The sequence below is a fragment of the Marinobacter sp. SS5-14b genome, from assembly GCF_030541005.1.
Classification (GTDB): Bacteria; Pseudomonadota; Gammaproteobacteria; order Pseudomonadales; family Oleiphilaceae; genus Marinobacter.
Genome location: NZ_JASSVM010000002.1, coordinates 391,351 through 417,477 on the forward strand (window position 1 = coordinate 391,351; position 26,127 = coordinate 417,477).

Below are 26,127 nucleotides of genomic sequence, written 5' to 3' on the forward strand. Positions count from 1 at the left end.
GAGCGAAGCGAGTTGTTTTTTCAAGAAGAAAATGAATCCGGCCCCCGCGCTCCGCCCCCAGAACCATAAGGTTACGCAGACTCCAAAACAGGCCGACGCTGCCCCCGCTCCGAAGTCCACTGCTGTACCGGGTCTGTCTGCTCCGGCGCATTCACAAACTCCCGGAACCGCTTGCGCTTCTCAGGATCCTCAACGGCGGTTTTCCACTCACACTGATAAGTACCCACCAGATCCGCCATGTGCTGCTCCAGCTCCTCACCAATACCGAGGCTGTCCTCCAGCACCACCTGCTTCAGATACTCCAGGCCGCCCTCCAGATTCTCCATCCAGACCGACGTCCGCTGCAGCCGGTCCGCCGTGCGCACGTAGAACATCACCACCCGGTCAATGGTCCGGATCAGCTCCTCATCCGACAGATCGGTCGCGAACAGATCCGCATGGCGAGGCCGCATCCCGCCATTGCCGCACACGTACAGATTCCAGCCCTTCTCCGTGGCTATCACCCCGAAGTCCTTGCTCTGGGCCTCCGCACACTCCCGGGTGCAGCCAGACACCGCCATCTTCACCTTGTGAGGTGCCCGCAGGCCCTTGTAGCGATCCTCAAGGGTGATCGCCATGCCCACGCTGTCCTGCACGCCGTAGCGGCACCAGGTGCTGCCCACGCAGGACTTCACCGTGCGCAGCGACTTGCCGTAGGCGTGACCAGTCTCAAACCCGGCAGCGATGAGCTTTTCCCAGATTTCGGGCAGTTGGCTCAGAGTGGCGCCGAACAGATCGACCCGCTGGCCACCGGTGATCTTGGTGTACAGGTCGTACTCCTTGGCCACTTCGCCCAGCACGATCAGCTTGTCCGGCGTGATCTCACCGCCGGGAATGCGCGGCACAATCGAGTAAGTGCCGTTCTTCTGCATGTTGGCCATGAAGGTGTCGTTGGTGTCTTGCAGGGGCACATGATCCGTGGCCAGGATGTGCTCATTCCAACAGGTGGCCAAGATCGAACCGACGGTAGGCTTGCAGATGTCGCAGCCGTCGCCCTGGCCGTGTTGTTCGAGCAGGCCCCGGAAGGTGCGAATACCGTTCACTTTTACCAGGTGGAAAAGCTCCTGGCGGGTGTAAGAGAAGTGCTCACACAGATCGGTGCACACTTCCACGCCACGCTTTTCCAGCTCACTGTCCACCACTTTTTTGAGCAGTGCCGTACAGCCGCCGCAGCCGGTGCTGGCCTTGGTTTCGGCTTTTACGCCACCGAGATCGGAACAGCCGGCATCAATCGCGCAGCAGATATCGCCCTTGGTGACGTTGTGGCAGGAACAGATAGACGCGGTATCTGGCAGGGCATCGGCGCCCAGAGCCGGTGCGCCACCCTCGCTCTCCGGCAGAATCAGCGCCTCCGGATTCTTCGGCAGCTCAATGCCATTGAGGGCGTATTGCAGCAGGGTATCGTAGTGGCTGTTGTCGCCGACCAGAATGGCCCCCAGCAGGGTTTTGCCGTCCTGGCTGACGACCATGCGCCGGTAATGGCCGATCTGCTCATCGTGAAAGCGGATATTGCGGGCGCCGGGAGTCTTGGCGTGGGCGTCGCCAATGGAGCCTACATCTACTCCGAGTAACTTAAGCTTGGTGCTCATGTCGGCACCGGTAAAGGCTGCGCTGGTGTCGTTGTTCAGCGCCGCCGACAGCGTGCGGGCCATGGTGTAGCCCGGCGCCACCAAACCGAAGACAAAGTTGTTCCAGAGCGCGCACTCACCAATGGCATGAATGTGCGGATCAGACGTGGTGCACTGGTTGTTGATCACAATCCCGCCGCGTTCGCCCACTTCAAGTCCGCAGGCCCGGGCCAGGGTGTCCTGGGGGCGGATGCCGGCGGAGAACACAATCAGATCGGTCTCCAGGAAACTCTCGTCGGAGAACTTCATCCGTAACCGGGCGTTTTCGCCTGGGGCAATGGCCGTGGTGGCCTTCTCGGTGTGCACCTGCACGCCCAGGTCTTCAATTTTCTGACGTAACAGCGCGCCGCCCTGGTCGTCCAGCTGCACCGGCATCAGGCGCGGGGCGAATTCCACCACACTGGCCTGCAGGCCCAGACTCTTCAGTGCGTTGGCGGCTTCCAGCCCGAGCAGGCCGCCACCGACCACCACGCCGGTTTTGGCGCCTTTGGCGCTGGCCTGAATGGCGTCCAGGTCGTCCAGGGTGCGGTAGACAAAACAGCCGCTCTGATCATTGCCGGCAATGGGCGGTACAAAGGGATAGGAGCCGGTGGCCAGCACCAGCTGATCGTAGGGGTAGGCGCCTTTTGGTGTGGTGACGACCCGATTGTCCCGGTCGATAGCCGTGACAGGTTCGTTCAAATGCAGGTCAATGCCCTGCTCCGCATACCAGTCCGCGGTGCCCATGGCGAGATCTGCGTGGCTGGAGCCGCTGAAATACTCCGACAGGTGCACCCGGTCGTAGGCGAGCTGCTTTTCTTCACCGAACACAATCACCTGGTAGGCCTCGGCCGCCGGGGACTGGCTGAACTGTTCCAGGAAGTGATGGCCAACCATGCCGTTGCCGATCACGATCAGGGTTTGTTTACTCATGGTGTATTCCTCTCTCATGGCAGCGCTCAGGCTGATGCTTCGCAATAGGGTTGGCCAAAGGCGATGGTGTCCCGGTACCCGGAGATGTCCTGGCCAGAATCAATCAAATCCGCATACCAGTGACCGTTGGCGGTGTCGCCCATAAACACGGCGCCCACCAGCTGGCCTTGCTCGATCAACAGTCGGCCATAACGGTGTTCGGGTCGGTCATGCCATTGAATATCTTCGGTGGCAGGTCCTGACTGCACGCGGCCGCAGGAAAAAATCGGAATGCCACTGATCTTCAAGCGAGTGGCAATGGCGCCGGGTGAGAATTCTGTGGCCTCGGATGGCTGGCAAAGATGCTGCGCGAGCACTTGAGCCTGCTGAAACCCGGGTTCCACCAGTCCAAATGTGTGCGAGCCGAACTGGCAGCATTCACCGAGCGCATAAACGGCTGGGTGGGACGTGCGCATCCGGCCGTCGACACAAATGCCTTTGTCGCACTGCAGTCCGGCATCCAGTGCCAGGTCAATGTTGGGCGTTATCCCGGTGGCGATGACCACCAGGTCGGTGGACAGCACGGTGTCATCCTGCAGTTGAATGGCGGTCACCCGGTCCTTGCCCAACAGCGCAGCAGGCGACTGCCCGGTCAGGATATTGAGGCCCCGCTGTGCCAGCAGCCCCTTGAGCAATTCGCCAGCGGTCTTATCCAGTTGGCGATTTAGCAGGTAATCGCTGCGGTGCAACACCGTGACTGCCATGCCCCGGGCCCGGAGACCTTCGGCGGCTTCCAGTCCCAGAAAACCACCGCCGATGACGACGGCGCGCTTATGCAGGCTCGCTGTCTTGATCAAAGCCCGGGTGTCAGCAAGATCGCGGAAGCTCGAGACGCCTTCAAGATCTTCGCCGCGAATGCCCAGGCTGGACGGTCGTGATCCGGTGGCAAGCACCAGTTTGCTGTACGGCTGCACTCGGCCAGCGGCGGTAATCACTGTGCCCTGATCAGTACTGATACCGGTGACCGGTTCGTGGTTGAACACGGTGACCTTGTGCCGGGCAAACCAGGACCGGGGCTTGAGCGCCAGATCAGCTTCGGGCATGTCGTTGGCGAGAAAGGCCGACAGCTGAATCCGGTTGTAGGCTGAAAAGGGCTCAGCATTGAACACCACAATTCCGTTGAAGGGATGGCCAAGGGCGACCAGTCGCTCAATCAGGCGTTGTGCCACCATGCCGTGGCCGCAGATCACCAGTGGGGCGTCTTGAGATGTGCGCATGGTCAACCTTGCTCCCGAGCCAAACGAAAAAAGCCGGAGCATCATGCCCTCGTGAGAGAACAGATGGTCCGGCGCCAATGCCAACAACAATGATCTGATGGTCCGGCCTTTTCCTTGGCCGGGACAGTCGTCCTTGAATTTTACAATGCGATCTCCGTGCCAGTTTGTTAAAAGCTACATAATCAATAAGTTAAGTATTTCCTCAATGTCAGTGCATTTGCTTTTCCCCGAATTGTTGCCCTCCGATGGGGCGCTGTGCACGAAAGTGACGCCGAAAAGCCTGGCCTGTTAATTGCTCGGGTTATTCCAAAACCGGAACTCAAGGCCTCAGTACCCCGTTCGTTATTGAGCTGGGCGGCATTAAAAGCAGGCGTTGCATTAGCAGGAGCAGGACCATGAATACCAAACCCCACCCCAGGCCGACTAAAGCCGCGACCGCAGCGGATTTTCTGATTGCCTCCCGGCAATGCGAAGTTCGCAACCTGGAGTATTTTTTGTTGATGGGGCGACTGGTGCAGAGTGTCGGGAACCTGGTGCACGGCCTGCAGTGGGAGCGGGGTGTTACCAACCTGTACGTTGGCTCCGGATGCGAACGGTTTGAGGCTGAACGGGCAGAGATCATCAAACAGACTGACCAGCTGGTGGCGGACTTTGGTGGCGCGCTGGCGGACGTTCAGGAAGAGCTGACCACTCACCCTGTCAGTAGCTCGTTATTGGGGCACATTGCCAGTGCTCTGCACTGTCTGGATCAGCTGCCTGAGCTGCGCGCCAGGGTGTCAGGCCAGAAGCTTACGGTGACCGAGGCGACAGACTGGTTCTGCGACACCATTCATCAACTGATCACAGTGGTGTTTGAGGCCGCAGACACGGTTGTGGAGCCGTCTATTGCGGGCCTGCTGGTTGCCATGGTGCATGTCATGAACGGCAAGGAATACTGCGGTCAGGAACGAGCGGCCGGCTCTGCCGGATTTTCCAGTCGTCGGTTTGACAGTGCACTATCACGGCGCATGGTGCACCTGGTTGAGGCGCAGGAGCGGTGTTTTGAGGTGTTTGTTTCCTTCGCCAACGAGGAAAGTCTGGCACTCTGGTACAAGCTGCGCGCACACCCAAGAGAGCTGGACATCGAGCGCATGCGCCAGATGGGCGTCTCTGTTGGTCCCTACAAACAGCTGGATGAAGCGCTGGCGGACCGCTGGTTCACGCTGATGACCGAGCGGATGGACGAACTAAAAAAAATCGAAGACTCCGTGGAAAGTGCGTTTCATCACCGCTGCGCCGAGCGTTATGCCGAAGCCCGTCACTCACTGGCCCATCAGGAAACACTGCTGGCTTCCCTGGAGCAGCGCCCGGCCGGAGACACGCCGATGCTGGTGGTGTGCGACAGTGGTATGGAAACTCATCCAGTGGATGCCTGGGGCGGTGAAGGCGTCGGTCCGCAGTCTGGCCGCTCAATCTTTGATCTGGTGCAGGAACAGACGCGCCGGCTCCAGCAGATGTCAGAAGAGCTGCAGAGCGCCAAAGAGGCCCTGGAAGACCGCCGCACTCAGGAAAAAGCCGTCTTGTTGCTGATGCAGCATCGTGGCATCAGCAACGACGAAGCTCATCGGTTACTGCGGAAACTGGCCATGGACCAGGGCAAACGACTGCCCGACGCAGCCCGCGCCCTGATCGCCATGGCCGGCGTGCTTGGTTAAGACGGCCCCGTTAAGGTCGCTAAAAGCCGGGGCTGACGACAGCCCCGGAACTTCAAGCAGACGCCTGCGTCACTGCCTGCCCCTCGTTTTCTTGTGACGATGTCTTGTTGCTGCGCCGGGTACTCAATGATTCCAGCTTGCGCTGCTTCTCATACAGAAACGACAACACCTCCTGCCGATAACGAACGTACTTTGCATCGTCTGCCAGCGCCACCCGATTCCGGGGCCGGGGCAGATCAATATACAGATCCTCGCCCACCGTCGCGGCCGGCCCGTTGGTCATCATAATAATGCGATCAGACAACAACACCGCCTCATCCACATCGTGGGTAATCATGATCACCGTATTGTTCAGCTCCTGCTGAATCTCCATCAACGAATCCTGAAGATGCGCCCGGGTCAGCGCATCCAGCGCGCCGAAGGGTTCATCCATCAACAGTACACTCGGCTTCATCGCCAGCGCCCGGGCGATACCCACCCGCTGCGCCATCCCTCCGGAAATCTCCCCGGGCCGCTTACTGGCGGCATGGGCCATATTCACCAGTTCCAGATTATGCGTGATCCAGTCCCTGCGCTCCTGCCGGCTCATCGACTTGCGAAACACCTGACGCACCGCCAACTCGACGTTCTCATACACCGTCAGCCACGGCATCAGCGCATGGTTCTGAAACACCACCGCCCGCTCCGGCCCCGGCGAATTCACCTCATGCCCGTCCAGCACACAGCCACCCTTGGTGGCCTGCAGCAGCCCGGCAACAATATTCAGCACCGTCGACTTACCACAGCCCGAGTGCCCAATCAGAGAGACAAACTCGCCCTTCTGGATTTTAAGATCGACATTCTCCAGCGCAATAAACGGCCCTTTGGCCGTATCAAAGGCCATTTCGACGCCGGTTAATTCAAGATGTGATTTAGCCATAACAGAATCCCCTAAACAGGTCAGACGAGCACCGGGTGGGCATTGCCTCCCGGGACCCTCAAAAACATGGATGTTTTTGCGGAGCGTACAGGGATGTACTCGCCGCGCGTCCCGGGAGGCAATGCCCACCCGGTGCGGTATGCTCCGCCGTCGAAGAATTTAAGGCCGCCCCGTGCAGGTGATCGAAGTGGGTTATTCATTCCAGGCCACCTTCTTCTGAATCAACAACATCCCCCGATCCAGCAAAAACCCGATAAACCCGATGGCCAGCACCGCCGCCATAATCCGACTCAAAGACTGACTGCTGCCATTCTGAAACTCATCCCACACAAACTTGCCAAGCCCCGGACTCTGCGCCAGCATCTCCGCCGCAATCAGCACCATCCAGGCGATACCCAAAGACACCCGCAGCCCGGTAAAAATCATCGGCACCGACGACGGCAACACCACCTTGCGCACGTGGGTCCAGAACGACAGCTTCAGCACCTTCGACACATTCAGCAGATCCGGATTGACCGCCGCCACCCCAACACTGGTGTTGATCAGCGTTGGCCACAGACTGCACAGGGTGACCGTAATCATCGAAGTGAGAAACGACTTCTCGAACATCGGATCGTCGCTGACATAAGTGGCCGACACCACCATGGTCACCAGAGGCAGCCAGGCCAGCGGCGACACCGGCTTGAAGATCTGAATCAGCGGGTTTACTGCGGACTGAAAATACGGGTTCAAGCCAAACAGAATACCCAGCGGCACCGCAATCAGCGTGGCCAGCGTAAAGCCAGCCAACACCGTCACCAGACTGGTCCCGATCTGATCAATGAAGGTCGGCGCGCCGGGATAAGACCGGATACGCACGTCGGCATCCGGATTGTCCGCCAGAATCCGGGCGTTGCGCTCTTCCTGCATCAGCACAAACTTGTCTGCCCGCTGCCGCTGGTTAGCGTGCTCCTGCCACAACTGGCCGGCTTGCTCCCAGACCTGCGCCGGCCCGGGAAAAGCCCCCAGAGAGGTCTGCACCTGAGGTGCGGCCAGATGCCAGAACCCCAGGAACAGCAGAATCCCGATCAACGGCAACAGCGCATGCTTGCCGGCCGACGCTAATTGGGGCGGGCTCAGGCTGGCCAACAGCTTACGGCTGTTACCCGCCACCGACTCGCCAATCCTTACGCTTAATGTCGTCATCTCAATGCTCCCTTACGGCGTCTCGGTGCCTTTCAGGCCGATCGCAAACTGATCGATGTAGGCGTTGGGTTCACGGGGCGTGAAGGCAACGCCATCAATCAACTCACCCTGGTGGGGCCGCACAAAGTTGTCTTCTTCGAAGTTCGGAAAATCACTGGCGGACATCAGGCCATCGTCGATCAGTGACTGCGCCGCCTGGGCGTAGAGGTCACCCCGATAGACCCGGGCCGCCGTCTGCATATACCAGTCGTCGGGCCTGGCTTCCGGAATCTGCCCCCAGCGACGCATCTGGCTCAGATACCAGATGGCGTCTGAGGGGTAGGGATAGGTGGCGTGATAGCGGAAGAACACGTTGAAATCCGGCACCTCGCGTACGTCGCCTTTTTCGTACTCGAAGGTGCCGGTCATGGAGTTGGCGATCACTTCTCTGTCGGCGCCCACATAGCTGGACCGGGCCAGTATCTCCACCGCTTCCTCGCGGTTTGCGTTGTCGTTTTCATCCAGCCAGTAGGCCGCGCGGATCAGCGCCCGCAGCAGCCGCAGGTGAGTATTCGGGTACTTTTCTGCCCACTCTTCGGCCACACCGAAGACTTTTTCCGGATTGTTCGGCCAGATCTCATAATCAGTGATGACCGGCACGCCGATGCCCTTGAACACGGCCTGCTGGTTCCAGGGCTCACCCACGCAGTAACCTTGAATGGTGCCGGCTTCCATGGTTGCTGGCATTTGCGGCGGTGGCGTCACCGACAGGTGAACATCGGCCTGCAAGGTGCCACTGGTATCACCCCGTTGTGGGGCGTAGAAGCCGGGATTCAGGCCGCCAGCGGCCAGCCAGTAGCGGAGTTCGTAGTTATGGGTAGACACCGGGAATACCATGCCCATACGAAAGCGCTCGCCCCGGGCGCGAGACTGCTCCACCACCGGTTTGAGGGCGCTGGCAGGGATAGGATGAACGGGCCGGTCGCCGTCCATATCGAGATGCGGTTTCATCGCCTGCCAAACATCATTGGAAACGGTGATGCCATTGCCGTTCAGGTCCATGCTGAATGCGGTGATGATGTTGGCCTGGGTGCCATAGCCAATGGACGCGCCCAGAGGCTGGCCCGCCAGCATATGGGCGCCGTCCAGCTCGCCGGTGATGACTCGGTCCAGCAACACTTTCCAGTTGGCCTGGGCTTCCAGCTCCACAAAGAGACCTTCATCCAGGAAGTAGCCCTGCTCCCAGGCTACGGCCAGGGGGGCCATATCGGTCAGTTTGATGAAGCCCAGCCTCAAGTCAGGCTTCTCTGCCGGGCCGATATCCGCCTGAGCCAGACCGCCCAGGCTAAGCAAAGCGATGCCCAGGCATCGTCGTAGTTGCTGTTGGAATGTGTTCATACTCGTACCTCGTTGCCTCCTCTTTCTCTGGCGCAAAAAAAAGCGCCTGCCTCCGTTACCGAAGAGCAGGCGCCGATGCCTGATAAGAGATGTGATGTCTTGATGGTTCACCAAAGACTCAGCATAAGCCGTGCCATCTATCAAAGCTGGTATTATTCAATAGGTTAGGGTTTTCATGGGAGTTGTCAGTTAAGTGATCTCCGGTTAACCCGGTCTGGTTTTGGTGCGAAATCGTGATTTTTGCACCATGTCGGGCCAGCCCGTGTGGCCGACGCTATCCCGATCCAGATTTGACAGGGTTGTTGAAATCCACGCCAGCAATGGCCAAAGCGCCATTTCAGCAGGAATGTGCAAGCTACGCTGCCTTGTGGCCCTGTAATTGCTTTCTTCTGTTAGACAGAAGTCAGACAACATCGGCAAAGAAGCCCGCCCCGGCCCTGAAAACAGGCACCGGATGGCGGGTTTTTTTATGGCTAACAGAAGAGGAATGATGATGACACGCCACCAGACTGCGTCCCGGACCACGGCCACGACCTGCCCCTATTGCGGCGTTGGCTGCGGGGTTTTGGCCAGCCCCGATGCCGTCCATGGTGATCTGAATCATCCCGCCAATGCCGGTCGCCTCTGTGTGAAAGGTTCTGCCTTGCATGAAACATTGGCTGACGCGGATCGCCTGCTGGCCCCGCAAGTGAATGGTCGTGAGGTCCAGTGGCCAGAGGCCATTAACCGGGTGGCGGAGGCCATCCGCGACTCGGTGCGGGATTACGGCCCGGGTTCAGTCGCTTTCTATCTGTCCGGTCAGTTGCTCACCGAGGACTACTACATCGCCAACAAACTGGCGAAAGGCTTTATTGGGACGCCCCATGTCGACACCAATTCCCGGCTTTGTATGTCGTCAGCGGTGGCCGCACACAAGCGGGCGTTTGGTGAGGATTGCGTGCCCGGTTGTTATGAAGACCTTGAGCTGGCGGACCTGCTGGTACTGACCGGCAGCAATGCGGCCTGGGCTCACCCTGTGCTTTACCAGCGCATGAAAGCAGCGCACCGGCCGGGACGCAAGGTGGTGGTGATCGACCCGAGGCAGACGGCCACCACGGAACTGGCGGACCTCCACCTGCAATTGCGCCCGGGCTCAGACACCCTGCTTTTTAACGGCCTGTTGGTTTGGCTGTCCGATCAGGGTGCACTGGCGGACGAGTATCTGGCAAAACACTGTAACGGATTTGAGGAAACTCTCAGTGTTGCCCGCTCAAGCGCGCCGTCATTGGCGGCAGTGGCCAAAGGCTGCGATCTGAACGTCGCCGAGTTGGAACAGTTCTATCAGTGGTTTGCCAACACCGACCGCACGGTAACGGCGTTCTCCCAGGGCATCAATCAGTCCGTTGCCGGAACCGATAAGGGCAATGCTATTATCAACTGCCATCTGGCCACCGGCCGTGTCGGCCGTCCGGGCGCCGGCCCGTTCTCTCTGACCGGGCAGCCCAATGCCATGGGTGGCCGGGAAGTAGGTGGCCTGGCCAACACCCTGGCCGCCCACATGGATTACGACACCCCCGGGGCGCTGCAGCGGGTGGCCGACTTCTGGCACAGTGAGCAACTGGCCGCCGGACCGGGTTATAAAGCGGTGGAGCTGTTTGAGGCGGTGCACCGGGGCGATATCCGGGTGCTCTGGGTGATGGGCACCAACCCTGCCGTCAGCCTGCCTGACAGTGACCGGGTTCGCCAGGCCCTGGCCCAGTGTGAGACGGTGATTGTGTCGGACTGCGTGGCCCATACCGACACCACGGCCTTTGCCGACATTCTGCTGCCGGCAGCCGGCTGGGGCGAGAAAGACGGAACCGTGACCAATTCCGAGCGCTGTATCTCCCGGCAACGAGGCTTCTTACCCTTGCCGTCCGGGGCGCGGCCAGACTGGCAGATCCTGCGCGATGTTGCGCAGGCACTTGGTTACGGTCACGCCTTTGATTATCAAGGCCCGGTGGACATTTTCAGGGAACACGCGGCCCTGTCTGGATATGGCAATGGCGGTGAGCGCGTGTTCAATATCTCCGCCATGGCGCAGCTGAGTGAAGAAGACTACGACCAGCTACAACCGGTGCAATGGCCGGTTACTGCGGGAAATCCCGGCGCCTGGCTGCAGACTCGCCGGCTGTTTTCCGACGGTCGATTTCCGACCCCGGACACCCGGGCCAGACTGGTACCGGTATTTCCGCTGCCGCCGGGTCAACGTGCCAGTAAACGATACCCGCTGATCGTCAATACCGGTCGCATCCGGGATCAGTGGCACACCATGACCCGAACCGCCCTCGCACCCAGACTGTTCAGTCATCGGGAGGAGCCGTTCATGGATATGCACCCGGCGGACATTGCCCTTTTTGGACTGGTCGAAGGCGGCCTGGCGACGCTGTCTGGCCCAGCCAGAACGGCATTCACCGGGCGTGTTCGCGCCAACAAAGGCCAACGGCCCGGAGAGGTGTTTGTTCCGATCCACTGGAACCGCCAGTTTGCTTCTTCCGCGCTGGCCTGCAACCTGGTCGCGCCGGTGGTTGATCCGGTTTCGGGGCAGCCTGAGGCTAAACACGGCACCGCCACGGTGCGACCGCTGATTGCACGATGGCAGGCGAGGGTGATGATCTCCGCGGGCAGCGAGAAAGCGCCGGAAACTGGCTCGTCGGACTATTGGAGCCGCCAGGTGTTGCCTAACAGTCGTGCCTGGTGGCTGGCCGGTAAGCAGCTAATGGATTGGCCGGCCTGGGGGGAGCAGTGTTTTGGCCGGGAGCCAGAGCTGGTGATGTACGACACCGCTCGCTGCCGGTTCCGGGCGGTGTGGCTCAATGGCGGTCGACTAGACGGTGTATTGCTGGTGGAACCCTGCGCCCAATCCATGCCGGGTCTTGACTGGCTCGATGACTGCTTTGGAGAGCGCGAGTTGACGCCGGAGCAGCGCCGGTCTTTGCTGGTTGCCAGTACGGTGGATGCGGAAGACTCTGGCCCGGTGGTGTGCAGCTGCTTTCAGGTGGGCGAACGACAGATCTCGCAGGCCATCGGCCAGGGACTGGTGAGTGTTGAGGCCCTGTCAGAGCAGCTCAAGTGTGGGAGTAACTGTGGCTCCTGCATCCCGGAAATCCGGAGCCTGTTGACCGAAGCTCTTACTCCGGAGACGGCGTAACCCGATATCAGACAGGCTGTTGCAACATGGATAATGGCACCCGGTATCGCAACCCACGGGCATTGTGGGTGCCTTCCACTGTGCAGGTTTTTCGGTTGACCCTCAGCACCTTGCCCTGCTTCTGCCGGGCGCCTTCGCCGAAACACACCGGATCTCCAACCTGCCATTGCCGGCGTTGCTGCACCGGATTGGGCAACTCAAAGACTGTGCTGGCAAGCCCAAGGCCAGCTTTCTCAGCCCCCTCGCTCAGATACTGTCGGGTAGCATTGGCCGCTCCGCTGCGGTGCAGTTCATCCAGCGCTTCATAAAAATGTCGGTTGTGCACCGACCCATAACGCCGCTGCCCCGCGCTGTGCTGCAGCAAATGGGCAAATTCATGGCAGCAGGTATGGGCCAACAGGTTCAGCACACTCACCTCACCCCCAAAATAACCCCGGCCGCGAATTTCCCGCGTCGATAACCAGCCCTGTGCGGTTTCGGGCTGATGTTTGGCGGCAATCATCCGGACTCCGTAGGTAATCAGGTGCTGATTCTGTGCCGGATCGTAACGGTGATAGGTGGCCTGACCGGACCCTACCCGCAATGCCAGCCCTGCACCCCGGCTTTGCTCCCGCACCCAGCTTTCGGCGGGTGCCCAGAGGATTTCCCGGGTGGCCTGGCACATGAGAGTGCCGAGTTGTTTTGTAATCTGCGGGTGTGGGGGTGCGAGAGAGTTCATCGGTTCGGAGTAGCCCTTGCGGCGGGGTAATGTACAGACCGTATTCTCCGGTAATTGCCGCGCAAAAACAAAAACGGCCGGCCCGAAGGCCAGCCGTTTTTGGTAATCGACGCTGAAAAATCAAGCCTCGATTGGGGTACGCCAGTCGTCTGCACCGGAAGTACCGGCAACGGCATGCTCCCAGGTAACCTTGCGGTAAGACAGGGAAACAGTCACCAGCTGAGTGAAGTCAGCGTTGGCTGCATCCTGGCAGTGGGGCATGTTGCAGTTGATGTCGATGATGGTGGCATCTTCCAGGATGGTGGAGAAGAAGTGCTCCTGCTTGCCTTCAACGGAAGTGCGGTACCACTTGAGCTCTACCTTCGGCAGCATTTCGCCGGAAGCCAGGGCGTTGTACATCAGCGGAGTGGCTTTGTTCAGGGCTGAAGTGAACTTGAACGGCTTGTGTACGCGCTGGCCGGAAGGCTGGCCGGACTGAGGATCAGTCGGAACGGTTACAACGTGGCTGAATTCCTGAACCAGAACCTGGTCCTCGTGGCCCTCAACGTAGATGTTGCCCACGGAATCGGACGTGAATGCGCCGGCGGTGATGTTGCCCTGAGTTTTACCTTCAATGCTGATATAACAAGGAGTTGGCATAGTCTGCTCCATGACGTTTGAGTGAATGTTCGTCCCCGGGGTGTTCCCTGGACGGGTAAATAGGTATCAAGGTGCGTGCCAACCATGAAAAAAATAACAAATACAGCAGGTTGTGAGTTTTCGGTGTGTTCCGGGGCGGCGGTTAAGCAAACCTTTGCTTAACCGCCGGGCGAGCTTTTGCTGGCCGGGCAATTAATTGCCCGGCTCAGGGTCGGTAGGCGAAGGACAGCATTAAGGCGAACAGCAACAGGGCTGACAGCCCTTGCCAGAACACCACCGGGTGGCGTTCGATCAGTGGCGGGCGGTGCTGTTTTTGCCAGAGCGGGTTGGGCTGGCGCAAATCAAACAGAAACTCAGACAGCGCCGGGTAGCGCTTGTGAGGCTCGGGATGCAGAGCCCGGGCCAGGGCCTGGTCTACCCATTCCGGCAAGGTGTCCCGGTGCAGGCGGGCGGGATGATAGTTCAGCTGGCGCAACTGCCGCTGATTGCGGATGCCTGGTATTCGGGTGCCGTAGGGCAGTTGCCCGGTCAGCAGCTGGTAGGTGATCACGCCAAGGGAAAATTGATCCGCCTGCCAGCCTGTGGACTCCCCCAGAAAGCTCTCGGGGGCACTGTACAGGGCAGCCCCTCGGGGCCAGTGTGGCTCCTGGTGTTCGTGCAATTCCTGCAGGCCGGCAATCCGGGTGGCGCCGAAGTCAATCAAGACCACCGTACCCTGCTCGTCGATCAGGATGTTCTCTGGCTTTAAATCCTGATGCACCATTTCCAGCCGGTGAAAGGCCCTCAGTCCACGGGCAATTTGCTCGACCAGCTGGCGCACGGTTTCCAGTTCGGGTTTGGGGTGATCCAGCAGCCATTGCCGCAGGCTGGTACCCTGCACGTAAGCCGTCGCCAGATGCAGGCAACTGCGCTGTCGCTCTGGCGCAAATGCCCGAACCACGTGGGGGCTGTTGATGCGCTGGGCCACCCATTGCTCGGTGGCGAAGTGCTCCAGACCCATGGGGTCGTTCTGTAGGTCGGTGGCCGGCACTTTCAGGGCGACCTGCTGGTTGCTGGCTTCGTCCACGGCCAGATAAACATGGCTGCGGCTGCTGGCATGAATCGACCGGACAATTCGGTAGCCATCCAGTACCTGCCCGGGCACCAGGTCCGGGGCAAACGGCAGTTCGCGTGCTTGCTGAGTAATCTCTTTGCTGCTTTGGCTGGCGGGTACCGAATCAACCCGTACGATCTGTACCGTCAGATTGTCATCGCTGCCGTTGGCCACTGCCTTGGCTATAAGCTGGCGGGCAGCCGAGTCCAGGTCGTTACCTGCAGTCTTTATCGTGCCGGTGATCGTGCGTTCAGGCAGGTGCTCATAGAGGCCATCGGTTGCCAGTATGAACGTATCACCCGGCCATACCGGAACCGTCAGGTAGTCAATGTCGACTTGCTGGCTCAGCCCCATGGCCCGGTTCAGGCAGCTGTCATCCGCGGATAACCAGACCCGGTGATCGGTGGTCAGTTGCTCCAGCGACTGGCCCTGCATGCGGTAAATGCGGGCATCGCCCACGTGGAAGAGGTGCGCGGTGGCGGATTTCACAATCAGAACGCTGAGGGTGCAGACATAACCCCGATCCTGGTCATACCGGTAGCGGCTCTGCCGGGTTTGCGCGTGCAGCCAGGCGTTGCTGGCCCTCAGCACCCGCTGAGCCGACTGTTTGACCGACCAGCTCTCGGGTGTCGAATAGTAATCGCTCAGAAACCCCGCCACCGCGGATTCGCTGGCAATCTGGCTGACGTTGCTGGAGCTGATGCCATCAGCGATGGCCACGGCAATGCCTTTGGAGCGGAGCTGATGGTCGCCCGGAACCAGCAGGCCATGAAAATCCTGATTGACCGGTTTGCGGCCCTTGTCGGAATGCTGGCCGGTACTTACGGAAAGTGGGCTGCTCATGGTTGGGTTCGCCTCAAACAACGGCACAAAGCCCGATGGGTGCGGCCACCGGGCTTTGTGCGTTCTGCCGTTACTTAGTTGGAGCGGGCCAGCTCGCCGTCATAGCGGGCTGCCGCAGTGCGCTTGGGCGCGGTGCGAATGTGCGTAGCGTAGAGGGTCAGTCCGGTAAACGACAGGCCGCCCACCAGGTTGCCCAGTACGGTCGGGATCTCGTTCCAGATGAAGTAATCCATAATGGAGAATTCGCCGCCCATCATCAGGGCAAACGGAAACAGGAACATATTGACGATGGAATGCTCAAAGCCCATGTAGAAGAACAGCATGATCGGCATCCACATGGCCAGTACCTTGCCCGGTACCGTGGTGGAGATCATCGCGCCTACCACACCCATAGACACCATCCAGTTGCACAGCATGCCGCGCAGGAAAATGGTCATCCAGCCAGCAACGCCGTATTCGGCGTAACCGAGGGTGCGGGCTTTACCGACACTGGCAATTTTATCGCCGACTGCGCCGGGGTCGGTGTTGAAGCCGTAGGTGAACACAAAGGCCATGATCACCGCGACGGTCAGTGCGCCGCCGAAGTTGCCGAGGAACACCCAGCCCCAGTTGCGCAATATGCCCTTGGCATCAACGCCAGGGCGTTTGTCCAGCAGTGCCAGCGGGGTCAGCATGAACACCCCGGTCAGCAGATCAAAGCCCATCAGGTAGAGCATGCAGAAGCCGACGGGGAACAGTATGGCGCCAATCAGCGGACTGCCGGTTTGCACCGCAACGGTAATGGCAAAGACGGCAGCCAGGGCCAGAATGGCACCGGCCATGAAAGCCCGGATCAGCACATCCCGGGTGGCCATGTAAATTTTCGATTCACCGGCGTCCACCATTTTGGTGACGAATTCCGAAGGCATGATGTACGACATAAGGTAGTCCCCTGAGCGCTTGGCATCGTTCGAACAGACAAAAAATAACGGCGCGCTCACACACTGCTGTGGGGCAGATGTGAGCAGACGCCGTCGTCTGAATGATTCTTGAGTGTGGGCAGAAAACCGATTCTGCTGACGGGGTACTCAGCAGGCACCGTGCCAGTCCGGGAAATTCTTTTGAATTCCCTTTTTTATCAGGCAGTCATTGCATTTTTGGTGGTGAGGTAAGGAGCGAGTGGTGCTTGAGAATGCACCGGCTTAGTGCAAATTGCGCCTGAGTGGTGCGAGTGCCTCAGCGCAGGCTGAACCGAACGGGCAGAGCATAGGTGAAGGTGTTGCCCTGCATATCCTCCGGCACGCCGGGAAGGGGCGCGGCCTCGGACAGCATCTTCAGAGCAGCATCGTCCAGCAGCGAATGCCCTGAGCTGTCGCGCAGTCGGTGATCGACCAGGGAGCCGTCACGGCGGAACTCGAAAATGATCACCGGTGTGCCCTGCTGTCCAAGCCGCCGTGCGCGCCTCGGGTATTCGTAGTAGCGGGCCAGATGCCGGCTGAGTTTGCTCAGGTAGCTGTCTACGTCTGAAGCGTTGCCGGCGGTTTGCAGCGGGACTGAACTCTGGCTTTCCCGGGCGTCGGCTTCTTCACCGGATGGCTCGTCGGCTTTGGCTGATTCCTGTGGGGCAGGGGCTTGCACCGGTGGTTGAACCGGCGTTGCCACGGGTTCCGGTTCGGGTTTTTCTGTTGGCTCTGGCTCTGGCTCTGGCTCTGGCTCTGGCTTCGGGATCGGCTCGGGCGCCGGTGCAGGTTCTGGCTGAGCGGTTGGTTCGGGAGCGGTTCGGCCTGCCAGGCTGATTTTGATGGCTGGAGCGGTGTTGACGGCGCTGTCGCCGAGTGTGGCCAACACAATCGGTTTATCCGGTGCAGCGAGCACCAGGGTCACGGCTGTCGTGCAGACAGCAATCGCCATAAACAGAATTTTGGGCCCTTTGCGCACCGGATTCATGCACCGGGCTCCGTCAGCAGCAGGACGTCGGTATAGCCGCCCTGTTCCAGCAGTTGTAAAAGGCTTTCCAGGTCCGCCATGGACAGGGACTGATCGGCGGCGATTTTCAGGACGTTATTGGGATTCGGTTCTGGCAGGGACGCCAGTAATTGGTCCTTTCCCACCGTCTTACCATCAACCTGCCACTGGCCATCAGGCTTGACCAGCAGATCACTCTCCGGTGAGCGCTCCTGCTCGGGCCTGGCTGTGCCGGGTAGCTCGGGCAGAGGCTCTTCGGTCAATTGTCCCGCCACAATAAAGAACATCAACAGCAGGAATACCAGGTTGATCAGCGGCAGCAGGGCATCTTCAACACGTTCCAGCAGGCCTTTGCCTGAGGTGGGCGGTGGAGGGACGAGTAGTGTCATAGCTCAGACGACGCGTTGCGTTTCCAGTGAGGCTTGATGCCGGCATCATCCAGCGCGCTCAGTGCAAGCGTGAAGTCCGCCAGGCTGGCTTCCGGTGTGGTGGTGAGGTTGGCTTCACTGACCCCGGCGCGGTTCAGTGCCGGCAATAACTCTGCAAGGGCATAGCGGCTATCCTGCCAGCGAATCATGCCCCCTGCGGTGACCTGAAGTTCTGGCAGTGGATCACCGCTTGCGGAGCTGCGGTCACGGGTGTTGTTGCTCAGTTCAAGATGGTCCACCGGCAACAATCGTGTGGTCAGCATGAAAAACACCAGCAGAATGAAGACGACATCAATCAGCGGGGTGATCCGGATTGGAATGGGCCGGCTGGGCCGGGGGTCAACCAGCTGCATGGGCAAACCGCGGGTTGTCGCTAGCGGCGTAGCCCTGTGGCGCTTGTGATGCTGCGGCGGGCTGACGCTCGTGGCTCTCGGGCTTAAAGGCGGTTTCAGCAACCGGCATGATATTGAAAACGCTGACCAGTGTGCTGTTGATGGTTTTGTGAATTCGGCGCAGGCGGAACTCAATCCAGGCTGCCAGGGCAGCAAAGGGAATGGCAACGACCAGTCCGGCGGCGGTGGTGGTCAGGGCTTCGTAAATGCCGCCGCTGAGCTGACTGGCATTGGCGCGGCCTTCGGTGGCCGCCATGGCACTGAAGGCTTCCATCATGCCCATGACCGTGCCCAGAAGACCCAGCAGCGGTGCCAGCGCAGCAATGACTTCAATGATTTTGAGCGGTGCCTCGAACGGTTCAAGGGTGCTTTGGGCATCCCGCACGGCGGTTTCGCGCACAGCGGCGGTGTTGTGGTTGCTCTGGCATGATGACATGGTGTTGACCAGCAGGTGCATGAGCGGGTTTTTGCTATCCAGAAAGCCGGACTGTGCGCGTACCTTTTCCGGTTTGGTCTCGTGAGGTGCGGCTTGCCATTGCTGAATAAGGTTGTGAAGCTTCCGGTTCATGCGGGGCGTGTAGAACGCTCCGAACAACATCAGGTAAATGAACGTGGCTGCCCCGACCAGGGCAATGGCAATGAGGACCATCATCACAGGGCCGCCCATCTCAACCAGTTGGGCCAAGGGGCCATGTTCAGACAGGGCGTTGGTGGCAGCACTCGTTGCGTTCATGCGGTTTACTCGGCAAGCTTGAAAGTAGAACTAAATAATAACGATTATCACTAAAATTACAAGTGATGATCTGACGTCGATGGGCAGGTTTGCTACAATTTTCATGAGTTAATCAACTAACTGCCCGTGAAAGCTGCCGTCAAAGTGCAGAAACATCAGTGGTGAAGTGTGGCCGGAGCAATGCGTTTGATAAGAAGGTGGTTTGACAGCCTGGTAAATCGGGCGGTAGCTCTGATGGTCATGTTCGTTGTTGTTTCGGCAGTGGTGGTCACGGCAATCGGAACCGAGCTCAGCCGTGCGGAACTGGAACGCCAGGCCCACGATCAGGTAGGGGCGATTGCTCAGATGGTATCCCGTGAGCTGGACCTGAAGCTGAGCCAAAGGCTGGATGTGCTGGCTTTGATTGCCGACGAGTTACCTGCCTCCGATATACTCCTGCAGAACCGGGCCAGAGTGCTACTCCGAAACCAGTCGGCCCTGCTGCACCTGTTTGATGCAACCTTCGTGCTGGACGCCCGCGGCAGTATCCTTGCAGCCAATCCGGCGCGCTACCATCTGGCGGATTTTGATGCCTCGAGCCGCACCTATTTCACGCAAGTGTCAGCCCAACTCACACCCATTATCAGCGAGCCCTATGTCACCGTTATCGATAACGAGCCTGGCGTGATGGTTGCTGTCCCGCTGTTTGACCAGAAGAAGCGATTTATCGGTGTGCTCGGTGGCCTCATTCTGTTACAGGGTGACAATTTCATGCGCGAATTCGCCGATGTCCGGGTGGGTGATACGGGCTATGTACGCCTGATCAGCCGGGACGGGGTGGTGTTGGCGGATGGTAAAACCGGCAAAGTGATGGTGCCGATCACGTCTGGCACGCCATCTGTTATCAGAGCAATGGAGGGCTTTGAAGGCGTGGCCAGGGACCGAACCGGCACGATGTCCGCCACCATCACCGCCTATCAGCAGATGGTCCAGGTGCCCTGGTTTGTGGCGGCCATCTGGCCTGAGCCGGAAGCGTTTGCGCCAGTTATCCGCATGCGGGACGCACTGATCTGGACATTGCTGGGTGTCATTGCCGTGCTGGTACCACTGGCGTTCTGGTTTTTCCACCGCCTGATGGCGCCGCTTCGCAACCTGAGCGTGGAGATCTATCAACGCCACACGGGTGAACGGTCACGTCCGGTGTCTGAGGCCGGTGGCCGGGAAATTCGCAATGTTGCAAGTGTCTTTAATCTGGTCCGTCAGGAACGGGACGAGATCATGCGCTCATTGGTTGAGCGAGAAGCGTTCTTCCGGTCCCTGACCCGATATGCGCCCATCGGTATCGTGCAAACCAACATTCTTGGTCGAATGGAGTTTGTGAACCCGGCCTTGCTCGAGATCGTTGGGCAGCCGGAGGGTAGTCTGACCGGTGAATATCTGATTTCAGTTGTGGCCCGGGAAGACCGGGAACGCGCTATGGCCGGCTGGCGCACGGCATTGACCCGGCGCAGTTCGTATCGTGGCCGGTTGCAGTTTATAAGCCGTCGGCCACCCGGTCATGTCTGGGTCGATGTGATGACCTCGGTGATCGAGTTGCCGGACCAGGACCTGGGCACCATCACGGTGGTGCGTGATGTCACCCGGGAAGTGCGGTTCGAACAGGCGCTCAGAGAAGAACAGCAGCGTGCGGACTCCATTCTCGATGTCCTCCAGGAAGGGGTGTTGATGGTCGATACCGCTGGCCTGATCCGTTATGCCAATGGCGCCGCCTGCGGCTTTCTGGCGTTGGGTGAAGAGTGCACCGGTCATAATTTCTTCGAAACCGTCACCATTCGCTATGGTGGCGATGAGATGACGCCGGCCGCGTTTCTCGCGGGGAACGAAATTGACAATCGCTATGTGACGCTCGAAAACCCCAGCGGCAAGGTCTACGACATAGACCTCACCATGCTGCATTTGCGCCGGGGCGACAGCCAGGAACGCCTGGTCTTTGTGCTGCGAGATGACAGCGAGCGACGACGGGAAGAAGAGCGGCTTTCCTGGGAAGCTACGCACGATGCACTCACCCAGCTGCTGAATCGTAGAGCTTTTACAGCCGCCTTGTTGAAAGCCCTGGCCGATGCGCCCCATCAGGCGGTGCCATCGGTGCTGATGATGGTGGATCTTGATCATTTCAAGCCGATCAATGATGAAGGCGGCCACCTGTTGGGGGATGACCTGCTGAGGCGACTGGCGGACCTGTTCCGTGGTGCCGTTCGCCAGTCGGATACCGTGGCGAGGCTGGGTGGAGATGAGTTCGCGATTCTGCTGCCCGCTTGTGGACTGGAACGGGCGGAAACGCTGGCGGAAACATTAAGGGGTCGAGTCCAGGCGTTGAAAGTTGAACACGACGGCAGGGCATACGGTGTGACCGTGTGTATCGGGCTGACGCCGGTATCTCCCGGGGACAACGGCCCGAGAGAAGTCATGTCGCGGGCTGATGAAGGCTGCTACATCGCCAAGTCCCGGGGGCGCAATGCGGTGGTGTCGGTACCGGCACCGCCGGATGACGACGACCTCTAACCCACCCAGCCCGCTGATATCGTTGCCTGCCACAGCAGCCTCAAAGCCAGCAGGGTAAGCACCAGGTTGAAGGCCAGGCTGAACCAGCGATTGGTGATGGTTTTGAGCAACCGCAGCCCGAGCCAGGTGCCGGCGAAGCCGCAGGCAATCATGGCCAGGATAAACATCAACCACTCGGAAAACACGAAACCGGCAAACCCGAAAACGACGGCTTTGGGGGCGTGCTGCAGGGTCATGGCGGTTGCAAAGGTGGCTACGGTTTTGAAGCGGTCCTGGTGAATCTGCTTCACAAACGCCGCCACTAGCGGCCCGGTCGCCCCTACAAACAGGCTGACAAAGCTGGTGATGCCTGCGGCTACAAATATACCGATAGGCCCGAATGAGGCCTTGGGCAGTTTTGGGCCCCAGCACAGGTACAGCACAAACAGCGCAATGGAGAGCTGCCAGAGATGGGCGGGCAGGTCGATCAGCAACCAGGCGCCCAGCGCGGCACCCGCAATGACACCGGGCGCAAAGGCTGTAATGACTTTCCAGTCGATGTGAGCCCGGGTAAGCACCGCCCGGCCTGAGTTGGAGCCTAGCTGAATCATGCCATGCACCGGAATGATCGCGGCTGCAGGCATCCAGGAAGCCATCAGAACCAGCAGCAAAACACCGCCACCGGCGCCAAGAACGGCGGTCAGCATCGAGGTGACGGCAGATGCCGCCAACAGGAACACAATGATGGCCGGGCTGAGGGCCTCGGGGAACAGGGTAAGGTCCATGGAACTTGCTCAGGTTATGGCGTAAGCTCCTGAGTTTCCGGTTTATACCCCGAATGTCCAGGGGTGTTTGGATAGAAAACAATAAACAGGGTTACCGATGAAACAATCCGAATACCTGAGATACGATGCCACTGCACTGGCTGATCTGATCCGCCGGGGGGAGGTATCTTCCCGTGAAGTGATTGAAGCAGCGGTCGATCGCGCCAGCCAGGTCAACGGTACGCTGAACGCTATATGCCACCCGCAGTTCAGCGAAGCCACCGTTCAGTCTTTTCCGGAGGATGGCGTCTTTGCCGGCGTGCCGATCCTGCTCAAAGATCTGGCTCAGGAGCAAGCCGGGCACCCCTGCACCTATGGTAGTCGCGCCCTGCGCAAGAATGTTCCGGCCCGGGATTCTGAATTTGTGCGCCGTGCGCGCGACGGTGGCCTGGTGTTTCTGGGCCGGACCACCACGCCGGAATTCGGGCTCAAGGGCATCACCGAATCCGAACTCTGGGGCCCAAGCCGTAACCCTTGGGACACCGGTCTTACGCCCGGCGGTTCCAGCGGAGGTTCGGGCGCCGCGGTGGCGGCAGGCATTGTGCCCATGGCCGGTGCCAACGATGGCGGTGGCTCCATTCGCATACCGGCGGCCTACAATGGTTTGTTCGGACTGAAACCCTCGCGGGGCCGCATTTCATCCGGCCCCGGTGTTGGCGAGGCCTGGACCGGTGCTTCTACCGATCATGTGGTGACCCGCACGGTCAGAGACAGTGCCGCCATGCTGGATGTGCTGGCAGGTCCTGCAAGTGGTGACCCGTTCCGGATTCCATCGCCGGAATCCTCCTGGCTCGACGCCATGCAGCAGTCACCCGGCACTTTGAAGATCGGAGTATTTACGTCGTCACCCTACGGCACCGAAGTCGCGCCGGAATGCGTGGCGGCGGTGGAAGAAACCGCTCGTATGCTCGAAGGCCTTGGCCACCAGGTGGAATATGCCCGTCCGGAGTTTGATGGCCTGGCGCTTGCCCGCTGTTACCTTGCGCTGTATTTCGGCGAGGTATCGTCGATGGCTGAACGCGCCCGCGAACAGTTTGGCGCCACCGACAAAGACTTCGAACTGGAAACCCGCCTGCTCGCCATGCTGGGCCAGACCATGCCGCTGCCGGATTATGTGCGGCGCCGGCAGCAGTGGAACGACTTTGCCCGGGCTTTGGGTGCCTATTTTGACCGTTTTGACATGTACCTGTGCCCAACCGCTGGCCAGTTGCCCGCCAAAATCGGTGAGCTGGACACCCCGGCCCACATGAAGCTCGTGGCGAAGCTGATGCTTACTCTGAAAGCCGGCCGGTTGGTGCACCGCAGCGGCCAGGTGGATCAGATGGCCATGGAAAGCCTGGCCAGAACGCCGTTTACCCAGCTGGCCAACCTGACCGGCACACCGGCAATGTCAGTGCCCATGCACTGGACACGAAGCGGGCTGCCGGTCGGTGTCCAGTTCGGTGCCGCCCACGGTGGCGAAGACCGTCTTTTGCAATTGGCGGCACAGCTTGAAGAAGTGAACCCCTGGTTCGGAAACTACGAACGCCTGGAAAGCGCGTTCTGAGCCCTCAGATGAATTTCGGGCGCGGGGTTGTGATCCGCGCCCGCAATCCCCACGTTTATCTTTCTGTCGCGAACAGGCTATGCTGTAAGTCAGGGATCTGGTTCCCTGAATACTTTGATGGCATCGAGGAGGCACGCATCTTATGAACCAATCGATGGCAATCGACGATCTGGTATCCGTAGCACAGGCCGAAGCCATGGGGGAGCTGGACGCCCCGATGATGGCAATCGTTTTGTCCAGTGACCAAAGCTATGACCTGCCCATCAACTCACTTGAAACCGATGCCGATAAGGCCCGCTGGGGCCTGATTCTTCGCGCAGCCCGCGAGCATGTCGAAGCCGATGCGGTAGCCGTACTCTACCCGGCCTGGACCACCATCCGGCGCAAGCCGGCAGAAGAAATGGCGGTAGAAGTTCAGGCAGAAGACGAAGACACCACGGACGACGACAAGGGCCCGATTGATACCTTGTTTGTACAGCTGCACACCCGGGAGCGAATTTACTGGCGGGGTTTCGAGCAAATCCGGGACCCGAAGCATCAGCGCATCATCGGCTTTCGTCGCATCAAAGCGCTGTCTTCCGATTATGACAGGGACAATGCACCAACCATCGCCTCTTGGTTGAGCACCCTGTTCGAACCCTTACCCGATGAAGGCGAAGAAAGCGACATCGACAGGGAACTGGCAAACCTGCTGGAAGAGCCGGAGGTCAGTGCCGCGCTCTACCCTCGCCAGTTGCGCGCCTTGCACTGACGCTCAACAAACCTCACCCTGAGGTCAGCGTAAGGACATCAGGGTGAGGCACAGCTGAGCGTTCTGGATGAAATGGCTGAACGCCGACAACTGCTGCTCTGAAGGGGTATAGCCAGCGGACGCATTATCGGCGTAAAACAGGCCCACCAGTCGGCCTTTCGCCGTGAGCGACCCGACCAGAGCCGGCACTTTGCCCAGCCAGCGATCATAGGGCACACCTTCCGCGTGCTTTCCCGGCTTATAAACGGCGCAGGTGCCGTGAGGGAGAAGTTCCCCCAGAGGGCCAGTGCCATCTTTGCGAATCACCAACTGTTGCCGCCACTCTTCCGTTCCCCGGCCGCCCACTTTACGTGGCACCAGATCGAGGCCGGAGCGATCGCTCATCAGCAGCGCGACCCGTTGCATGCCCACGGCCCGGTGAATGCCTTCAATCACCAACTGACAGACTTCGTTGATGTCCGGCTTTTCGGCCAAGGTCTGAGTCAGATCGCGTAGAATCTGCAGTTGCAGATCTGGATCCATGGATGGTGCTTCAGCCTCGGTGTCGCCCTTGCCCTGGTTGCCCGGCATCAAAGCTGTGACCTGCGGAATGCCCAGCGACACCGCCACCTTGGTGGCTTCCTGAGCATTCAGTTTAAGCTGATCACGGATAGCGGCGGGTGTTTCGCCAACATCCTTGGATAGCTTATCCAGCACCTTATCCATCTCCGGCCCGCTCCAGCCGGCTTCGGACACCCTCGCCATTTCGACCGAATTGCGCACCAGGCTGCTGGCCATCGAGCCGGGCTGCCCGGGGGCTACCACCTCCCGGATAAACGGGCCGAGAGACCATGCGTCGACCAGCCCACGGGTAATCTCGGTGAACGTGGTGTGCAGAACGGCTTTCTGGGCCTCGACCGGCGGTTCTTCCAGCCGCAGCCGTTCCTCAAGCTCTCCGGCCTGTTCGGTTTCACAGGACCAGAAGGCCAGTTCGCCAATGTTCATCAACAGCGCACCGATAAACACTTCCTCGAGCGCATGCTCCGTACGTTTCGGCATCAGACAGCGGGCCTGAACCGCCGCATGAATGGCTCGGGCCAGGCAGCGAAGCAGATGCGGGCGGTCGTTGCGCTTAAGCAGCGAATCCACAATCAGAGAGGAAATCGCCATGGATTTCACGGAATCAAAGCCAATCAGCGTGATTGCCCGGCTCACCGTACTTACCTGGGTGCGGGTCTGGTTGTAGAACACCGTGTTGGATAACCGAAGTACCTGGGACGTCAGCTGGGCGTCGTTCAGAATCACGTTCGCCAGCTCATTCACCGTGCTGTTGCGGCTGTCGGTCAGTTCATTGATTTGCTTCAGTGTGTTTGCCAATACCGGCAACTCTACCTTGCTCAGGTAGGACACCCATGCCTGGGTGGAGGTCATCCTTGAGGGCGTATTTTCGGACGGATGTGTCACGGATGGAGCGCGCCTCGAGCGTGTTGAATTTGTTAATGTTCTTTTCGCTTACCAGTTTAGCCGAGCTTTGCCGA

At 59.5% G+C, this 26,127-nt stretch carries 20 protein-coding genes; 5 read left to right on the top strand and 15 right to left on the bottom strand.

From position 1 onward, the window contains the following. Nucleotides 1-71: 71 nt before the first annotated feature. Together nirB and QPL95_RS05775 are read right to left on the bottom strand one after the other, a co-directional pair. Nucleotides 72-2,579 carry a nitrite reductase large subunit NirB gene (gene nirB / locus QPL95_RS05770; RefSeq protein WP_303290051.1) on the bottom strand — a complete coding sequence of 836 codons (2,508 nt, stop codon included), beginning with the start codon at nucleotides 2,577-2,579 and terminating at the stop codon, nucleotides 72-74. Between the two features lie 26 nt (nucleotides 2,580-2,605). Beyond that, entirely contained in the window at nucleotides 2,606-3,835 is a 1,230-nt protein-coding gene (locus QPL95_RS05775; RefSeq protein ID WP_303290052.1) for an NAD(P)/FAD-dependent oxidoreductase, read from the bottom strand. Nucleotides 3,836-4,230: 395 nt separating this feature from the next. On the opposite strand from QPL95_RS05775, the gene QPL95_RS05780 reads away from it, so the two are divergent. After that, nucleotides 4,231-5,529: a nitrate regulatory protein gene (locus QPL95_RS05780; protein ID WP_303290053.1), complete on the top strand. Its 1,299-nt coding sequence runs from the start codon at nucleotides 4,231-4,233 to the stop codon at nucleotides 5,527-5,529. A 52-nt stretch (nucleotides 5,530-5,581) separates the two neighbouring features. Here the strand turns inward: QPL95_RS05780 and QPL95_RS05785 are convergent, their stop codons facing one another. From QPL95_RS05785 to QPL95_RS05795, 3 genes are all read right to left on the bottom strand, one after another. Next, nucleotides 5,582-6,448, bottom strand: coding sequence for an ABC transporter ATP-binding protein (locus tag QPL95_RS05785; protein WP_303290054.1), 867 nt, complete (start codon nucleotides 6,446-6,448; stop codon nucleotides 5,582-5,584). 192 nt (nucleotides 6,449-6,640) lie between these two features. Further along, the gene (locus tag QPL95_RS05790; RefSeq protein WP_303290055.1) at nucleotides 6,641-7,633 is read right to left on the bottom strand and encodes an ABC transporter permease; all 993 of its coding nucleotides are present in this window, start codon (nucleotides 7,631-7,633) and stop codon (nucleotides 6,641-6,643) included. 12 nt (nucleotides 7,634-7,645) lie between these two features. Beyond that, nucleotides 7,646-9,010 (bottom strand): CmpA/NrtA family ABC transporter substrate-binding protein, encoded by a 1,365-nt coding sequence (locus tag QPL95_RS05795; RefSeq protein WP_303290056.1) that lies wholly within the window; start codon nucleotides 9,008-9,010, stop codon nucleotides 7,646-7,648. A 493-nt stretch (nucleotides 9,011-9,503) separates the two neighbouring features. On the opposite strand from QPL95_RS05795, the gene QPL95_RS05800 reads away from it, so the two are divergent. Beyond that, nucleotides 9,504-12,179 carry a nitrate reductase gene (locus tag QPL95_RS05800; protein WP_303290057.1) on the top strand — a complete coding sequence of 892 codons (2,676 nt, stop codon included), beginning with the start codon at nucleotides 9,504-9,506 and terminating at the stop codon, nucleotides 12,177-12,179. Nucleotides 12,180-12,186: 7 nt separating this feature from the next. Here QPL95_RS05800 and QPL95_RS05805 read toward each other — a convergent pair whose 3' ends face one another. From QPL95_RS05805 to QPL95_RS05840, 8 genes are all read right to left on the bottom strand, one after another. Continuing rightward, nucleotides 12,187-12,843, bottom strand: coding sequence for a hypothetical protein (locus tag QPL95_RS05805; RefSeq protein WP_303290058.1), 657 nt, complete (start codon nucleotides 12,841-12,843; stop codon nucleotides 12,187-12,189). 174 nt (nucleotides 12,844-13,017) lie between these two features. Then, nucleotides 13,018-13,536: an Hcp family type VI secretion system effector gene (locus QPL95_RS05810; RefSeq protein ID WP_303290059.1), complete on the bottom strand. Its 519-nt coding sequence runs from the start codon at nucleotides 13,534-13,536 to the stop codon at nucleotides 13,018-13,020. A gap of 205 nt (nucleotides 13,537-13,741) precedes the next feature. Next, nucleotides 13,742-15,472: a bifunctional protein-serine/threonine kinase/phosphatase gene (locus tag QPL95_RS05815; RefSeq protein ID WP_303290060.1), complete on the bottom strand. Its 1,731-nt coding sequence runs from the start codon at nucleotides 15,470-15,472 to the stop codon at nucleotides 13,742-13,744. A gap of 74 nt (nucleotides 15,473-15,546) precedes the next feature. Next, entirely contained in the window at nucleotides 15,547-16,392 is an 846-nt protein-coding gene (locus tag QPL95_RS05820) for a formate/nitrite transporter family protein (protein WP_303290061.1), read from the bottom strand. 295 nt (nucleotides 16,393-16,687) lie between these two features. Further along, nucleotides 16,688-17,398, bottom strand: coding sequence for an energy transducer TonB (locus tag QPL95_RS05825; protein ID WP_303290062.1), 711 nt, complete (start codon nucleotides 17,396-17,398; stop codon nucleotides 16,688-16,690). Beyond that, nucleotides 17,395-17,805: a biopolymer transporter ExbD gene (locus tag QPL95_RS05830; RefSeq protein WP_303290063.1), complete on the bottom strand. Its 411-nt coding sequence runs from the start codon at nucleotides 17,803-17,805 to the stop codon at nucleotides 17,395-17,397. The genes QPL95_RS05825 and QPL95_RS05830 overlap by 4 nt, the downstream gene beginning before the upstream one ends. Next, nucleotides 17,802-18,197, bottom strand: coding sequence for a biopolymer transporter ExbD (locus tag QPL95_RS05835; RefSeq protein WP_303290064.1), 396 nt, complete (start codon nucleotides 18,195-18,197; stop codon nucleotides 17,802-17,804). The genes QPL95_RS05830 and QPL95_RS05835 overlap by 4 nt, the downstream gene beginning before the upstream one ends. Next, complete coding sequence (locus QPL95_RS05840) at nucleotides 18,184-18,969, bottom strand: MotA/TolQ/ExbB proton channel family protein (protein WP_303290065.1); 786 nt, start codon at nucleotides 18,967-18,969, stop codon at nucleotides 18,184-18,186. The genes QPL95_RS05835 and QPL95_RS05840 overlap by 14 nt, the downstream gene beginning before the upstream one ends. 180 nt (nucleotides 18,970-19,149) lie before the next feature. Between QPL95_RS05840 and QPL95_RS05845 the strand changes: the two genes are divergently transcribed. Further along, a complete protein-coding gene (locus QPL95_RS05845) occupies nucleotides 19,150-21,510 on the top strand; it encodes a diguanylate cyclase (protein WP_303290066.1) in 2,361 nt (786 codons plus the stop codon). Here QPL95_RS05845 and QPL95_RS05850 read toward each other — a convergent pair. Further along, nucleotides 21,507-22,274, bottom strand: a complete 768-nt coding sequence (locus tag QPL95_RS05850; protein ID WP_303290067.1) for a sulfite exporter TauE/SafE family protein — start codon at nucleotides 22,272-22,274, stop codon at nucleotides 21,507-21,509. The two genes, QPL95_RS05845 and QPL95_RS05850, sit on opposite strands and share 4 nt — an antisense overlap. Nucleotides 22,275-22,371: 97 nt before the next feature. On the opposite strand from QPL95_RS05850, the gene QPL95_RS05855 reads away from it, so the two are divergent. Both QPL95_RS05855 and QPL95_RS05860 read left to right on the top strand, forming a co-directional pair. Next, the gene (locus tag QPL95_RS05855; RefSeq protein WP_303290068.1) at nucleotides 22,372-23,859 is read left to right on the top strand and encodes an amidase; all 1,488 of its coding nucleotides are present in this window, start codon (nucleotides 22,372-22,374) and stop codon (nucleotides 23,857-23,859) included. 142 nt (nucleotides 23,860-24,001) lie between these two features. Continuing rightward, the gene (locus QPL95_RS05860; RefSeq protein ID WP_303290069.1) at nucleotides 24,002-24,610 is read left to right on the top strand and encodes a hypothetical protein; all 609 of its coding nucleotides are present in this window, start codon (nucleotides 24,002-24,004) and stop codon (nucleotides 24,608-24,610) included. A 24-nt stretch (nucleotides 24,611-24,634) separates the two neighbouring features. Here the strand turns inward: QPL95_RS05860 and QPL95_RS05865 are convergent, their stop codons facing one another. Continuing rightward, on the bottom strand, nucleotides 24,635-26,053 hold the full coding sequence (locus tag QPL95_RS05865) for an HDOD domain-containing protein (protein WP_303290070.1): 1,419 nt from the start codon (nucleotides 26,051-26,053) through the stop codon (nucleotides 24,635-24,637). Nucleotides 26,054-26,127 lie beyond the last annotated feature (74 nt).

Excerpts from the sequence above, each read along its gene's own strand:
- QPL95_RS05830 (WP_303290063.1), bottom strand. The coding sequence starts at position 17,805 with ATGACACTACTCGTCCCTCCACCGCCCACCTCAGGCAAAGGCCTGCTG.
- QPL95_RS05845 (WP_303290066.1), top strand. The coding sequence starts at position 19,150 with ATGCGTTTGATAAGAAGGTGGTTTGACAGCCTGGTAAATCGGGCGGTA.
- QPL95_RS05835 (WP_303290064.1), bottom strand. The coding sequence starts at position 18,197 with ATGCAGCTGGTTGACCCCCGGCCCAGCCGGCCCATTCCAATCCGGATC.
- QPL95_RS05805 (WP_303290058.1), bottom strand. The coding sequence starts at position 12,843 with ATGTGCCAGGCCACCCGGGAAATCCTCTGGGCACCCGCCGAAAGCTGG.
- QPL95_RS05840 (WP_303290065.1), bottom strand. The coding sequence starts at position 18,969 with ATGAACGCAACGAGTGCTGCCACCAACGCCCTGTCTGAACATGGCCCC.
- QPL95_RS05790 (WP_303290055.1), bottom strand. The coding sequence starts at position 7,633 with ATGACGACATTAAGCGTAAGGATTGGCGAGTCGGTGGCGGGTAACAGC.
- QPL95_RS05780 (WP_303290053.1), top strand. The coding sequence starts at position 4,231 with ATGAATACCAAACCCCACCCCAGGCCGACTAAAGCCGCGACCGCAGCG.
- QPL95_RS05815 (WP_303290060.1), bottom strand. The coding sequence starts at position 15,472 with ATGAGCAGCCCACTTTCCGTAAGTACCGGCCAGCATTCCGACAAGGGC.
- QPL95_RS05860 (WP_303290069.1), top strand. The coding sequence starts at position 24,002 with ATGAACCAATCGATGGCAATCGACGATCTGGTATCCGTAGCACAGGCC.
- nirB (WP_303290051.1), bottom strand. The coding sequence starts at position 2,579 with ATGAGTAAACAAACCCTGATCGTGATCGGCAACGGCATGGTTGGCCAT.
- QPL95_RS05810 (WP_303290059.1), bottom strand. The coding sequence starts at position 13,536 with ATGCCAACTCCTTGTTATATCAGCATTGAAGGTAAAACTCAGGGCAAC.
- QPL95_RS05850 (WP_303290067.1), bottom strand. The coding sequence starts at position 22,274 with ATGGACCTTACCCTGTTCCCCGAGGCCCTCAGCCCGGCCATCATTGTG.
- QPL95_RS05825 (WP_303290062.1), bottom strand. The coding sequence starts at position 17,398 with ATGAATCCGGTGCGCAAAGGGCCCAAAATTCTGTTTATGGCGATTGCT.
- QPL95_RS05800 (WP_303290057.1), top strand. The coding sequence starts at position 9,504 with ATGACACGCCACCAGACTGCGTCCCGGACCACGGCCACGACCTGCCCC.
- QPL95_RS05820 (WP_303290061.1), bottom strand. The coding sequence starts at position 16,392 with ATGTCGTACATCATGCCTTCGGAATTCGTCACCAAAATGGTGGACGCC.
- QPL95_RS05775 (WP_303290052.1), bottom strand. The coding sequence starts at position 3,835 with ATGCGCACATCTCAAGACGCCCCACTGGTGATCTGCGGCCACGGCATG.
- QPL95_RS05795 (WP_303290056.1), bottom strand. The coding sequence starts at position 9,010 with ATGAACACATTCCAACAGCAACTACGACGATGCCTGGGCATCGCTTTG.
- QPL95_RS05855 (WP_303290068.1), top strand. The coding sequence starts at position 22,372 with ATGAAACAATCCGAATACCTGAGATACGATGCCACTGCACTGGCTGAT.
- QPL95_RS05785 (WP_303290054.1), bottom strand. The coding sequence starts at position 6,448 with ATGGCTAAATCACATCTTGAATTAACCGGCGTCGAAATGGCCTTTGAT.